The sequence below is a fragment of the Streptacidiphilus albus JL83 genome, assembly GCF_000744705.1.
Taxonomy (GTDB): domain Bacteria; phylum Actinomycetota; class Actinomycetes; order Streptomycetales; family Streptomycetaceae; genus Streptacidiphilus; species Streptacidiphilus albus.
The window spans coordinates 5,072,340-5,085,185 of sequence record NZ_JQML01000001.1 but is presented as its reverse complement, the minus strand read 5'-3'; the positions used below and the strand labels follow the sequence as shown (position 1 = coordinate 5,085,185).

11 protein-coding genes are annotated in these 12,846 nt (G+C 72.7%); 7 read left to right on the top strand and 4 right to left on the bottom strand.

The genetic code is table 11. The features are described 5' to 3' along the window. Nucleotides 1-301: 301 nt before the first annotated feature. Nucleotides 302-1,225, top strand: a complete 924-nt coding sequence (locus BS75_RS22145; protein ID WP_034089501.1) for a TolB family protein — start codon at nucleotides 302-304, stop codon at nucleotides 1,223-1,225. Nucleotides 1,226-1,312: 87 nt separating this feature from the next. On the opposite strand, the gene BS75_RS22140 is transcribed toward BS75_RS22145, so the two are convergent. From BS75_RS22140 to BS75_RS44640, 3 genes are all read right to left on the bottom strand, one after another. After that, a complete protein-coding gene (locus tag BS75_RS22140; RefSeq protein ID WP_160312243.1) occupies nucleotides 1,313-2,806 on the bottom strand; it encodes an LCP family protein in 1,494 nt (497 codons plus the stop codon). A gap of 560 nt (nucleotides 2,807-3,366) precedes the next feature. After that, the gene (locus BS75_RS22135) at nucleotides 3,367-4,296 is read right to left on the bottom strand and encodes a TrmH family RNA methyltransferase (protein WP_174515044.1); all 930 of its coding nucleotides are present in this window, start codon (nucleotides 4,294-4,296) and stop codon (nucleotides 3,367-3,369) included. Nucleotides 4,297-4,481: 185 nt separating this feature from the next. Then, complete coding sequence (locus tag BS75_RS44640) at nucleotides 4,482-5,027, bottom strand: hypothetical protein (RefSeq protein WP_052069605.1); 546 nt, start codon at nucleotides 5,025-5,027, stop codon at nucleotides 4,482-4,484. A gap of 245 nt (nucleotides 5,028-5,272) precedes the next feature. On the opposite strand from BS75_RS44640, the gene BS75_RS44635 reads away from it, so the two are divergent. The 4 genes from BS75_RS44635 to BS75_RS22110 all read left to right on the top strand — a co-directional run bounded on the left by BS75_RS44635 (nucleotide 5,273) and on the right by BS75_RS22110 (nucleotide 8,278). Further along, nucleotides 5,273-6,514 (top strand): sensor histidine kinase, encoded by a 1,242-nt coding sequence (locus BS75_RS44635; protein ID WP_052069604.1) that lies wholly within the window; start codon nucleotides 5,273-5,275, stop codon nucleotides 6,512-6,514. Next, nucleotides 6,511-7,191, top strand: a complete 681-nt coding sequence (locus tag BS75_RS22120; protein ID WP_034089500.1) for a response regulator transcription factor — start codon at nucleotides 6,511-6,513, stop codon at nucleotides 7,189-7,191. Before BS75_RS44635 ends, BS75_RS22120 begins: the two co-directional genes overlap by 4 nt. A gap of 207 nt (nucleotides 7,192-7,398) precedes the next feature. After that, nucleotides 7,399-7,920, top strand: coding sequence for a hypothetical protein (locus BS75_RS22115; RefSeq protein ID WP_034089499.1), 522 nt, complete (start codon nucleotides 7,399-7,401; stop codon nucleotides 7,918-7,920). A 31-nt stretch (nucleotides 7,921-7,951) separates the two neighbouring features. Continuing rightward, nucleotides 7,952-8,278, top strand: a complete 327-nt coding sequence (locus tag BS75_RS22110) for an antibiotic biosynthesis monooxygenase family protein (RefSeq protein ID WP_034089498.1) — start codon at nucleotides 7,952-7,954, stop codon at nucleotides 8,276-8,278. A gap of 82 nt (nucleotides 8,279-8,360) precedes the next feature. On the opposite strand, the gene BS75_RS22105 is transcribed toward BS75_RS22110, so the two are convergent. Further along, a complete protein-coding gene (locus tag BS75_RS22105; RefSeq protein WP_034089497.1) occupies nucleotides 8,361-8,612 on the bottom strand; it encodes a DUF6332 family protein in 252 nt (83 codons plus the stop codon). 229 nt (nucleotides 8,613-8,841) lie between these two features. Between BS75_RS22105 and BS75_RS50500 the strand changes: the two genes are divergently transcribed. Next, nucleotides 8,842-11,556: a non-ribosomal peptide synthetase gene (locus BS75_RS50500; RefSeq protein WP_231607862.1), complete on the top strand. Its 2,715-nt coding sequence runs from the start codon at nucleotides 8,842-8,844 to the stop codon at nucleotides 11,554-11,556. Further along, nucleotides 11,490-12,839 carry a Pls/PosA family non-ribosomal peptide synthetase gene (locus tag BS75_RS50495; RefSeq protein WP_231607861.1) on the top strand — a complete coding sequence of 450 codons (1,350 nt, stop codon included), beginning with the start codon at nucleotides 11,490-11,492 and terminating at the stop codon, nucleotides 12,837-12,839. The genes BS75_RS50500 and BS75_RS50495 overlap by 67 nt, the downstream gene beginning before the upstream one ends. The last annotated feature ends 7 nt before the right edge of the window (nucleotides 12,840-12,846 follow it).

Sequence of the window (12,846 nt, the reverse complement as noted above, 5' to 3'; positions counted from 1 at the left end):
CCCGGCCCCGGACGGCTGGATCACCATGATCGGAGTGGACCACATTCTTGTCAAGGACATTTACAATGTGCGTCGGACTGCTTTCAATTGGAACTGACTTGTCATCACTGCCCTTGGAACAGCTGCCTGTTGCACGCCCGTGACAGTAGGAGCACGGCTTGGGGATATTCGACTGACAGCCTTCTCCCATCGCACTGAGCAGCATCCAATCGCGCGGGCGCAGGGTACCCGCGCGCGCGGCGGTGTCGCTCCGGCGTCCTGTGCCTTCGATTTCCTGAGCGCTCCCAAGAGGGGAACCACCATGTCCTCCCGCACTCGTCTCATAGCCGCCACCATCACCCTCGCCGCCGCCCTGACCGCCTCGCTGCCGGCCCTGGCCGACGCGTCCGCCGTCCGCCCCGCCGCGGCCAACGGGACCAAGGGCACCTCGCTGACCATCAGCACGGGCTCCCCGTACGTCGTCATGAACGGCACCACGGTCGACTTCGGCGTCCCCGTCCGGGACCTGGCCTGGTCGCCCGACGGCCGACAGGCCGCCTTCGTCGACGGCTCGGGCAACCTGGACGTCGCCAACCCCAACGGCACCGGCCGCCGGATCGTGGCCGCCAACCCGGGCAACCAGGTCTGGTCGCACCCGACCTGGCAGGTCTCCGCAGCCAGCCCGCGGGACGGGGTCCCGGCCAAGGACAACCTGCTCTTCACCGCGTCCCAGAAGGGCGTCACCCGCCTCGAAGGCGTCTCCGCCACCGCCAACCACGGCACCCCGCACCTGCTGCCGCTGGGGCCGGACGCCGGCTCGGGCAACCCCCTCAACCCGCTCACCGGCAACAACTGGCCGAGCTCGGCCGGCAGTTACGGTACGGCCGTCTACGAGAACACCGGGAACGGCGAGGTCTACGTCCGGGACGACTACCTCCGGCAGCAGGGCGGCGTGCTGCTGCGCGGCTCCGAGCCGGCCCTCGCCCCCAACGGCGAGGAGGTCGTCTTCGTCCGCTCGATCGGCGGGCACGACCACATCTTCGAGGAGTCCTTCGACTCCCAGCACCCGGTGGCCAAGGACCTCACCCCGCACGCCACCGGCAACGACACCGAGCCGGCCTGGTCGCCGGACGGCCGGACCATCGCCTTCCGCACCGCCACCGGCACCGACGTGGTCCCGGCCAACGGCAGCAAGGCGCCCGTGCAGCTCACCTCCTACGTCGGCCTCCCCGCCTACCGGGGCTGACCCGGCGGTGAGGACGGGGGATGAATGACGTACGGCGGTCGCCGGGGACTTCCCGGCGACCGCCGTACGGCGTTGCTGCGGGACCGCTCAGGGAGCGGAGTTGGGCACCTGCGGGTTGTCCGCGTACTCCGACTGCGGGGTGTGCCCCGGCTCGGTGTAGGCGGTGCTCACGTCGACGCACTGGTTGACCTGGTTGGCGGTCTGCACTCCGGTGGCGCCGTTGAGCAGCACGGCCGAGCTGACCGGGGCCGGCGTCGCACTGGAGTGCGGGAAGGTGTTGCCGCTGGTCCAGTCCGCGCCGATGACCAGCTTCAGTCCGGTTGCGGTGCCCTGGACGAGGGCCTTGGCAGGCAGTCCGAGGTCCTTGGCGACGACCTGCGCCTGGGCGGCCTCGCCGGGGCCGTAGGTCAGCGTGGTGGTCGCCGGGGAGGCCGAGTCGGGGTATCCGGCGGTGGCGGAGTTGAAGCCCTGGCTCACCAACTGGTTCGCGATCGCGTCGGAACGCCCGTCCACGCTGGTGCCGTTGTAGACGGCCACGGTGATGGTGCCGGCCGCCGGCGGGGCCGCGACGGGGCTGGCCGAGGCCTGGCCCGCCCCGCTGGCCTTGCCGCTCGCCGTGGTCAGCGACTGGTCGTTCTTGATCGCGTTGAACAGCGGCTGTGCCTGCGCGGTCTCCTCCTGGACATCGTCGGCGAGCGCCGAGTCGGTGCCGCTGTAGGCGACGTTCTGCATGGTGGTGAAGGTGATCCGGTTGGTCGGCACCTTGTTCAGGTCGTCGGCCAGGTCGATCAGCTTGCTCGCGCTGTCCAGGTCCGGGGAGACCGTCAGCGACTTGGTCGCCGCGTCCGCGATGTCGTACATGGCGACCGGGTCGGTCAGCGTCCCGGCGTTCTTCAGCTTGTTGATCATGTCGGTGAAGAAGATGTGGGTCGCGGTGGTGCGGCCGACGTTGTCGCTGCCGTCGCCGAAGGCGTGTCGGGTGCGCAGGAACTCCAGGGCGGCCGTGCCCTTCAGCAAGTGGGTGCCCTCGCTCAGCTTCAGGCCCGAGTAGACGTCGTAGACGTTGCTGTTGACGCAGACGTTCACGCCGCCCAGAGCGTTCGATATGTTGACGACACCGCCGAAGTCGACCATCGCGAAGTCGTCGACGGTGATCCCGGTGAGCTTGTGGACGGCCTCCGCGGTGCAGGAGGGGCCGTTCTGCAGGCTGTCGGTGATGATCGTGGTGGCATCGCCGGCGCAGTCCGGCAGCTGGGTGACGGTGTCGCGGGGGATGCTCATCACGGTGATGTTGCTGCGGTCGGCCGAGAGGTGGACGAGCATCTCCACGTCCGCGTGGGCGCCCGGTCCGGCGTCGCCACCGAGCTTGGCGTCCTCAGAGGTGTCCCGGGTGTCCGAGCCGATCAGCAGGATGTTCAGCGGCGTCCGGCCGAAGGCGTCCGCCTTCTCGACGCCCACGGCGGCGGCCCGGTTGCTGCCGGTGTAGAGCGCCGAGGTCTTGATGTTGCCGAGCAGGTGGAAGTAGGCGTAGGCCACCCCGGAGCCCGCGACCACCATGACCCCGGCCGTGCTGATGCCCACGATCCGGAGCGTGCGCCGACGCCGGCGCTGCCGCGTCTGCCGCTGCAGGCTGCGACTCATCTCGCCGACCGGGCTGTCAGCCGGTGCAGCGGTCGTACCGCCCTTCCCGGCCGCTCGTTTCCCGCTCATACAACCCTCCGTTGTCCGGCCACGATGGGCCTCCCTGCCTCGGTCACCCGCAGGAGTCCTTGCGTCCATCGGACACTCGTTCGGCAACCGTGCCTGCCGCCGCGTCCTGAGGGACCGAGCCCCGCAGTATGCCAGCCGTTGGAATGAGCAGACGCCACTGGTATCTGAAGAGTTGTGCCGGACCGCCTACCACAGCAGCGGCACAGTGACGCGCAGGCCACGGCGCGTGTCGGCGGCAACCTTCGGGAGGGCTGCGGGCAGGCCGCGGCGGATCGCCCGCCGAGCACCGCAATCAGGGTCCTGACCTGTGCTTTCCTGCTTCTGCCCGACCGCGGTCGGGCGGCTCGGAAACGGTCGGTCGAGCGACGCTCAGGCCCGCGGCCGGGGCGGACCGGCGACAAGGGTACTCACACCAAGCAGCCCGGACGCCGTCACGCCGGTCCCGGCTGCCCCGTGCCCTCAGCCGTGCCCGCAGCCGTGACCGCAGCCGTGCCCGACCGGGGCCGCCCGACGGTCGGGCGCGCGGCCCGGGCGGCGGCGGTCCGCTGCCGGGAAGCCTCGTAGAGCACGGCGGTCGCGGCATTGGCGGCGTTCAGCGAACTGGCACTGCCGGACATCGGAATGCTGACGACGTGGTCGCACAGTTCCCGCCAGGCCGCGCTGAGCCCGGCGGTCTCGTTGCCGACCAGCAGCAGCGTGGGGCGGGTGAGGTCGAAGTCGAAGACGTCGGCCTCACCGTGTTCGTCGGTGCCCACCACCAGCACCGGCCGCCCCTGCCGCCGCTTCGTCTCCAGCCAGGCGTGGACCTCGTGCTGGGACGGGACCCGGACGGCCGGCAGGGCGAACAGCGAACCGGTGCTGGCCCGCACCGACTTGCTGTCGTAGACGTCGGCCGCGTGCCCGGTGACGATCAGGCCGTGCGCGCCGAAGGCGTCCGCCGACCTGATGATCGAACCGATGTTGCCCGGGTTGGTGGGCCGGTCGAAGAGCACCCCGAGGAAGTCGTCGCCGACCGGGATCCGTTCGAGGTCGTCCTCGGGCATCTCCAGCACCGCGATCAGCTCGGGCACCGTCTCGCCCTTCTCGCCGAGCTCGGCGAGCAGGGCGCCGTCCATGGCGATCTGCTCGGTGCGGGATCCCGACAGGCCGCGCAGCAGTTCACCCGCCCAGCGGGAGAGCGGACGGCCGGCGTCGAAGAGCACGGCCCGCACGGTCCAGCCCCGCTCGACCGCGACCGTGATCGGGCGGACCCCCTGGACCAGGAACTCCCTCGCGCGGGTGCGCTTGTTGCGATTCGTCAGCAACGACTGCCACTGCTGGAAACGCGCATTGCGGGACGTGATCCGCTGCACCGCCGCCACCGTGTCCTCCCCAGGTCCCGTCCGTTCCCGCACCGGCCCGCAATCCGGGCCGTCGATGAACTCGCCCGTTGGAGGCGGTCGATGGCGGGGTGCGCCGACGACCGGCGATCTCCCCACCACTCTAACCGCCTCCGGGCCCGGCCGATGGCGGCAGTTCCACCATCGGCACCGGATTTGACGTCGCGTCACACCCGGGCCGCGTTCAGCGAGCCGGCCCTGCGGTCGGCGGTCGGCAGGTTCGCCGCCCGGAGCAGCAGGCCGAGGGTGCGGGTGACCAGCATCGCCACGGCCATGAAGATCAGCCCGTCGGTGATCGCGGCGGAGGTGACCTGGTGGGCGATCGCCCAGCTCGTCAGCTGGCTCGGGAACCAGTGGACCGCGCCGTAGGAGAAGGCCGCCCGGGCGCCGATGACCAGGACCCACAGCAGGGCGTAGGGCCCGGTGGCCCGGCTGGCCGGCTTGCCCGTCTCCGGGTTGCGGTGGACTCCGGTCAGCGCGACCGCTCCCAGGCCGGCCAGCAGCCCGGCGGCGACCCCGGCGAGCTCCAGCGCCAACCCGGTGCCGGCGGTGACCGGGGCGTCGATGAACAGCGGCACGATGGCCCCGGCCATCAGCAGCGGGCGGAGGATGCGCATCGGGCCGATCCGGCGGTTCCGGCCGAGGTCGCTGTGGAGCACGGCGACCAGGACCGCGCCGTTGACGATCATTGCTTGGGTGAGTTCGGACATCATGACTGGCTCCTCAGGCGGTCGGTCCGGGACGGTGCCGGGCGATGGCTCCACTCTCGCCAGCCGGCGCCGGGCCGGAATCGGAGCCGGGGCCGATCTCCGGCATGAGCCCGTCGGGGCCGCTGGTACCAGGCGCGGGCCCGACCTCCCACCGCCGGTCAACCCCTGCTCCGATGCCACCCGCTGCGACCAGCCCTAACGTGGGGGAACGCCGGGAACCTCCGGTACCAGACGACGAGGGAGCTGTTGTGGACGACGCCCGTGGACTGCTGACCTGGGGCGGCAGGACCGGACCGGCACTGCAGGCGGTCATCGCCCTGGTCCGGATCGTCGGCTACGCGGTCGTCGGACTGCTGGTCTTCACCGGCGGCCCGGTCGCGACCTCCACCCGGGTTGTGCAGCTCGTCGTCTACTGCGTCATCGGTCTCGGCATCGTCGGATGGAACCTGCTCGACCTGCGCCCGGCCCTGTTCCCGCACCGGGGGCGGGTCGAACCGCTGCTGCTCGGTACCCTCACCGCCGCCGGCGGGCTCGGCTGCACCCTGCCGCACGGCGACCCCCTGGTGGCCTTCGGCGTGACCGCCGCGGCCACCGCCGGCAGCGAGATCGGCATGGTCGCCGGCTGGTCGGTGCTCGGCACCGGGGTCCTCGCCATCGAGATCGGCGCGGCCCTCTACGGCGACGGCCTCGGCACCCTGCTGGGCTACCCGCTGCTGCTGGTCGTCGGGCTGCTGATCGGCCACAACCGCCGTGCCTTCCGGATCGCGGCCGAGCAGTCGGCGGCGGTACTGGCCCAGGCCGAGGAGCTGCAGGCCGAGCAGCGGCGCTCCGAGGTCCTCGACGAACGGACCAGGATCGCCCGGGAGATCCACGACGTGCTCGCCCACTCACTGGGCGCGCTCGGCATCCAGATCCAGGTCGCCCGGGCCGTGCTGACGGACCAGCAGGACATCGACCGGGCCGTGGAGATCCTCGCCACCGCCCAGCGGATGGCCGCCGAGGGCCTGGTCGAGACCCGGCGCGCGGTGCACGCCCTGCGCACCGACGCCCTGCCGCTGGCCCGGGAGATCGCCCGCGCCGCCGAGACCCACACCCGCAACCACGGCGCCGAGATCGACCTCGACATCGTCGGCGAACCGCGCACGCTTCCGCCGGACGCCACCCTGGCACTGCTCCGCATCGTCCAGGAGGCCCTGGTCAACGCCGCCAAGCACGCACCCGGCCGACCGGTCGCGCTCCGGCTGGAGTCCACCGCGCAGCTGACCCGGATCACCGTCGCCAACGCCCTCCCCGAGGGCGGAGACACGCAGCCGGCCGCGCCGGCCGCGGGCGTCGGCGGCGGCTACGGGCTGATCGGCATGCGGGAGCGGCTGCGGCTGCTCAACGGCACGCTGGCGGCCGGTCCGGCCGACGGACGCTGGACCGTCACGGCGGAGTTCCCGCACGGCGATGCGACGTCGACCGCCCCGAACGGGAGAATGACCGCATGACCGCCGCCCCCACCCCGCTCCGTATCGTCGTCGCCGACGACCAGGCCAGTGTCCGCGAGGGCCTGGTCATGCTGCTCGGAGGACTGCCCGACATCGACGTGGTCGGCGACGCCGCCGACGGCCTGCGCGCCCTGCAGCTGGTCGCCGAACTCCGGCCCGACGCCATCCTGTTGGACCTGCGGATGCCGGTCCTCGACGGGATCGAGACCACCCGCAGACTCACCGCCGAGCACCCGGGCGTCGCCGTGGTCGTCCTCACCACCTACGCCGACGACCAGTCCGTCCTGGACGCGCTCCGGGCCGGCGCCCGGAGCTACCTCACCAAGGACGCTGACCGGACCGACATAGCGCGAGCCCTCCACGCCGCCGCCGGCGGGCTCGCGGTGCTCGACCCCCGGGTGCAGGCCACTCTGCTGGCCGCCGCGTCCGGCGCGGCGCCGAGCGCGGACCCGCCGGTGGCCGCCGCTCCGGCCGCGCCGCTGCCCGACGGTCTGACCACCCGCGAGGCAGAGATCCTCCGACTCATCGCCCGCGGACTGAACAACCCCGAGATCGCCGCCGAGCTGGTGCTGAGCAGCCACACCGTGAAGACCCACATCAACCGGATCTTCGCCAAGACCGGCTCCCGCGACCGCGCCGCCGCGATGGGCTACGCCCAGCGGCACCAGCTGGGCTGACCTGGCGCCGCCCGGATAGGCCCGCCGGTACCAGCGGGGTACCAGTCGGAATCAGCCCGCCGGTCAGCCCTCGGTGTGACGTCCGGATCCGGTCCGCTCCCTAGCGTGGAGACATCGCAACGGAGACGGCCCGCAGTCGGGCCGGAGGCCATGAAGGGCCGCAGTTCCGCTGCGGCCCCCATTGCGTCCGGACCGGAGGTCCCTCTCATGAGCATGCTCGAAATCCTGGCCGCCATCGCGGTCGTCGCGTTCGTCATCGGCCGACAGCTGATGGGCGAGCCGCTGCGGGGCAAGCGGCTGATCCTGCTCCCGGCGATTCTGCTGGTCATCGGCTTCGTGGACCTGCGCGGCCACAATGTCCACACCACCGCGACCGACATCGGCTGCATCGCGGTGAGCGCGGTGATCGCCGCGGGCATCGGCGCCTGGCAGGGCTCGATGATGCACCTGGAGTCCCGCAACGGCGGGCTCTGGGGCCGGATGCCGGTACGCAGCCTGTGGCTGTGGCTCGCGCTGGTCGCCTCCCGCGTGGGGATGATGCTGGTCGCCCACGGCCTGGACGCCAAGGTGGCCGCCTCCTTCACCCCGCTGCTGTTCCTGCTGGGCGTCAACCGGCTGGCCCAGGCCGCCGTGGTCACTCCGCGCTCGCTGGCCGCCGGCGTCTCCTTCGCCCCGGAGAAGGACGGCACGGTCTTCCTCGCCGACCGACTCGGGAACGGCCGGCGCTGACCCGGGCGACCGATGGGGCAGGATGAGAGCCATGAGCGTAGTGAAGATCAACGTGTTGTCGGTCCCGACGGAGCAGCGCGAGGTGCTGGAGAAGCGCTTCGGCGCCCGGGCCGGGGTGGTGGAGTCCTCCGACGGCTTCGAGTGGTTCGAGCTGCTCCGGCCGGTGGACGGCACGGACAAGTACCTCGTCTACACCCGCTGGCGCACCGAGGAGGACTTCCAGGCGTGGATGTCCGGCCCGATGCAGGCCGCCCACCAGGGTGCCCCGGCCGGCGGAGCCCGCCCCGCCCCCGCCGCCTCGGACTCCTCCCTCTGGTCCTTCGAGGTCGTCCAGCAGGCCGCCCCGAAGTCCGCCTGACGTTCCGCCCCCCGGCCCCCGGCCGCCGTTCCGACGGCAGCCGGGGGCCGGCCGCGTCCTCCCCCTGCCGGTCCCCCTCGGCTCAACCCGTCCTCAGGCCGCGCCAGTTGCGGCCGCGGCTGCGGCGGAGCACCGTGCGGGCCACGAAGGCCGCCCCGGCGCAGCACACGACCAGGTGGTGCACATCGTGCCGGGAGAGGCCGGGGGACACCGCCCGGACGCCGAGCCAGACCACGCAGAGGGTGACCGCCGCACAGATCAGAGCGGTGAGGAAGGTGTACGTCGCCTCGATCGTGGCGTCGTCGCGCTCCTCCTGGCTGCGCACACCGGACATGTCCGTCCCTTCCCTCGTGCCGTCGGGGCGGGTTCGCCCACTGGTTAGAGCACCTGGGGGGTGCCGGAGGTTGCACCGGATCGGAAGGTCGAGGGAACCGGAAGCCGTGCAAAGGGCGTGACTGGGAACGCAGACCCACATTTCGGTCACATACTTTCCACAGAAACGCCCGCTACCCTCCCGCAGGCCCCGCCCGATCAGACTCTCGAACCAAGGACCAGAGCAGCGCGTGGAACCCGATCAGTACCTCGACGCGCCTCTGCCGCTCCGGCCGGTCCCGTCGCCGACTCCGTCCCCCGCAGCCGGCGCGATCTGGCCCTGCGAGCCCGCCACACCCACCCGCACCCTGGTCGACCTGCTCGACGAGACCGTGCGGCGCCACCCCGGCGCCCCCGCGCTGGACGCCGACGGGGTGGTGCTCGACTACCGGGGCCTGCAGCAGGAGAGCGTGCGGCTGGCCGCCACGCTGGCCGGCTACGGCATCGGCCCCGGTGACCGGGTCGGCGTCCGGGTCCCCTCCGGCACCGCCGCGCTCTATGTGGCGATCCTCGGCATCCTGCGCGCCGGTGCGGCCTACGTCCCGGTCGACGTGGACGACCCGGACGAGCGGGCCGAGATGATCTGGTCGGACGCCGGGGTGTGCGCGATCATCGGCGCCGGGCTCTCCGTCGTGCCCGGGCCCTGCCCGACCGGCGGCACGCCGGGGCCCGCCGGGCCGGCGAACGATGCCTGGATCATCTTCACCTCGGGGACCACCGGTCGTCCCAAGGGCGTCGCGGTCAGCCACCGTTCGGCCGCCGCCTTCGTGGACGCCGAGGCCAGGCTGTTCCTGCGGGAGTCGCCGCTGGGCCCGGGGGACCGGGTGCTGGCCGGGCTCTCGGTGGCGTTCGACGCCTCCTGCGAGGAGATGTGGCTGGCCTGGCGGCACGGCGCCTGCCTGGTGCCCGCCCCGCGCGCGCTGGTCAAGGCCGGGACCGATCTGGGGCCCTGGCTGGTGCAGCAGCGGATCACGGCCGTGTCGACGGTGCCGACGCTGGTGGCGCTGTGGCCGGAGCAGTCGTTGCAGCGGGTGCGGCTGCTGATCGTCGGCGGCGAGGCCTGCCCGGCCGAGCTGGTGGATCGGCTGGCCGTGCCGGGGCGCGAGTTCTGGAACACCTACGGTCCGACCGAGACGACGGTGGTCGCCTGTGCGTCGCTGATGCAGTCCGGGCGGCCGGTGCGGATCGGCGCGCCGCTGGACGGCTGGGAGCTGGCGGTGGTCGACGCCGGGAACCGTCCGGTCAGCTGGGGCGAGGTCGGCGAACTGGTGATCGGCGGGGTGGGCGTCGCCCGCTATCTCGACCCGCAGAAGGACGCCGAGAAGTTCGGCGCGCCCGCCTGGCACGGACGTGCGGACCGGGTCTACCGCAGCGGCGACCTGGTCCGGGCCGACCCGGAGGGCCTGGTCTTCGTCGGCCGCGCCGACGAGCAGGTCAAGCTCGGCGGCCGACGGATCGAGCTGGGCGAGATCGACGCCGCACTGCAGGCCCTGCCCGGCATCCGGGCAGCCGCAGCGGCGGTCAAGGACACCGCCGCCGGCGGCCAGGTCCTGGTCGGCTACCTGGTCGCGGAACCGTCCGAGGAAACGTTTCCGCTGACCCCCGGCCAGCAGACCGCCGACCAGCAGGCAGGCGGCCAGCAGACAGGCGGCCGACCGCCCTCCGCCGCACCGCCGTTCGACCTGGCCGCCGCGCGCACCCGGCTGCTGGACCGGCTGCCGCAGGCCCTGGTCCCGGTGCTCGCACTGGTCCCCGAGCTGCCCACCCGCACCTCGGGCAAGGTCGACCGCAAGGCCCTGCCCTGGCCGCTTCCCGGACTCGACGCCCCCTCGGCGGACGGCCCCGCACTCACCGGCACGGCCGGTTGGCTGGCCGAGCAGTGGCGGGCCGTGCTCGGCGTGCCGGTCGGCGCCGACAGCGACTTCTTCACCCTCGGCGGCGCCAGCCTCGCCGCCGCCCGCCTGGTCTCGCTGCTCCGCGAACGCTTCCCCGGCACCTCCGTCGCCGATCTCTACCACCAGCCCCGGCTCCAGGACCTCGCCGACCATCTCGACAACGCCTCCGGGCACCAGCGGGAGACCCGCGAGATCCGGCCCACCCCACGCCGCGTCGGCGTCTACCAGGGCTTCGTGCTGGCGGTCCTTTACATCCTCGGCGGACTGCGCTGGGTGCTCGCGCTGGCCCTGACCGACAACCTGATCAGGCTGGTCCGACCGCTGCCCTGGGCTCCGCACACCTCCTGGTGGATCGTCATCGGCGGCTGGCTGCTGCTCTCCAGCGCGGCCGGACGCTGCCTGATCGGCGCGTTCGGCGCGCGACTGCTCACCGCGACGCTGCGGCCCGGCGCCCACCCCCGGGGCGGCTCCGCCCACCTGCGGCTGTGGACCGCCGAACGGCTGGTCGGCGCGTTCAACATCGCCTCCGTCGTCGGCACCCCGCTCGCCCGGCGCTACGCCCGGCTCCTGGGCTGCAAGGTCGGCCGCGACGTCGAACTGCACACCATGCCCCCGGTCACCGGCATGGCCGTGCTCGGCAACGGCTGCGTCCTGGAGCCCGAGGTCGACGCCGCCGGCTGGTGGCTCGACGGCGACACCCTCCACCTGGGCACCATCCGCATCGGCAACAACGCCCGCATCGGCACCCGCAGCATGCTCATGCCCGGCGTCGAGATCGGCGCCGAGGCCGAGATCGCCCCCGGCAGCTGCGTCATCGGCCGCGTCCCCGCCCGCGAACGCTGGCACGGCTCCCCCGCCCGCCGGGACGACACCGGCGCCCGCGACCCCTGGCCCGCCCCCAGCACCGCCGGTCCCGCGCCTGGGACCTGTTCCACCTGGCCTCGATGCCGCTGCTCACCGGGCTGTTCGCGGTCTCGGCCGCACCGGCCGTGGCCGTCCTCTACCTGCTGATCGGACACACCCGCGCCTACAGCAGCGTCTTCGACCGGGTCATCGCCGCCTCCGTGCCGCTGGCGCTGCTCACCATGGGCCTCTACGCCCTGCTGCTCGTCGCCGTGGTCCGGCTGGCCTCACGCCGGATCAGGCCCGGCCTGCACCCCGCGCGGGGCCGGGTGGCCTGGTGCGTCTGGCTGGTCCACAACCTGATGAACTCCGCCCGCTCCCAGCTCTTCCCGCTCTACGCCAGCCTGCTGACACCGATCTGGCTGCGGCTGCTGGGCGCGAAGGTCGGCCGCGGAGTCGAGGCCTCCACCGTGCTGGCCCTGCCCGGACTGATGCGCGTCGACGACCACGCCTTCCTCGCCGACGACACCCTGGTCGCCCCCTTCGAGATTCGCGGCGGCTGGCTCCACCTGGGCCGTGCCAGCGTCGGCAAGCGCTCCTTCGTCGGCAACTCCGGCATCGTCGCCCCCGGCCGGATACTGCCGGACGACTCACTGGTCGGTGTGCTCGCCGACACTCCGGCCCAGGCCGAACCCGGCGGATCCTGGCTCGGCCGCCCCGGCTTCGCCGTACGGCGCAGCCCCGAGCAGGGCGACACCGCCCGTACCTACGCGCCTGCCACCGGACTGGTCCTGGCCCGTTCGGCGGTCGAGACCTGCCGGCTGCTGCCGGTGCTGGTGACCGTGCTGCTGGGCGACCTGCTCGCGACCGGCCTGCAGGCGGCCTTCGACAGGTACGGACTGGACGGCTGCGCGGCTCTGGCCGGACTGCTGATGCTGGCCCTCGGGGTAACGGCCTGCCTGATCACCACGGCCGCCAAGTGGCTGCTGCTCGGCCGGTTCCGCGAGGCGCAGCAGCCGCTGTGGAGCTCCTTCGTCTGGCGCAACGAGCTGTTCGACACCTTCGTCGAGGAGCTGGCCATGCCCTGGCTGGGCGGCACACTGATCGGCACCCCCTTCCTCAACACCTGGCTGCGCAGCCTGGGCGCGAAGATCGGCCGCGGGGTGTGGTGCGAGACCCACTGGCTGCCCGAGACCGACCTGGTCCGCGTCGGCGACGGCGCCACCCTCAACCGCGGCGTGGTGGTCCAGACCCACCTCTTCCACGACCGGCTGATGCGGATGGAGACCATCGACATCGGCCCCGGCGCCACCGTCGGACCGCACTCCATCGTGCTGCTCGGCTCCACCCTCGGCGCCGGCGCCACCGTCGGGCCCTCCTCGCTGGTGATGCGCGGCGAGTCGCTCCCTGACGGCAGCCGCTGGCTCGGCAACCCGGTGGCCCGCTGGTAGTTGGACA

Excerpts from the sequence above, each read along its gene's own strand:
- BS75_RS22145 (WP_034089501.1), top strand. The coding sequence starts at position 302 with ATGTCCTCCCGCACTCGTCTCATAGCCGCCACCATCACCCTCGCCGCC.
- BS75_RS44640 (WP_052069605.1), bottom strand. The coding sequence starts at position 5,027 with ATGATGTCCGAACTCACCCAAGCAATGATCGTCAACGGCGCGGTCCTG.
- BS75_RS22120 (WP_034089500.1), top strand. The coding sequence starts at position 6,511 with ATGACCGCCGCCCCCACCCCGCTCCGTATCGTCGTCGCCGACGACCAG.
- BS75_RS22115 (WP_034089499.1), top strand. The coding sequence starts at position 7,399 with ATGAGCATGCTCGAAATCCTGGCCGCCATCGCGGTCGTCGCGTTCGTC.
- BS75_RS22110 (WP_034089498.1), top strand. The coding sequence starts at position 7,952 with ATGAGCGTAGTGAAGATCAACGTGTTGTCGGTCCCGACGGAGCAGCGC.
- BS75_RS22105 (WP_034089497.1), bottom strand. The coding sequence starts at position 8,612 with ATGTCCGGTGTGCGCAGCCAGGAGGAGCGCGACGACGCCACGATCGAG.
- BS75_RS50495 (WP_231607861.1), top strand. The coding sequence starts at position 11,490 with ATGCCGCTGCTCACCGGGCTGTTCGCGGTCTCGGCCGCACCGGCCGTG.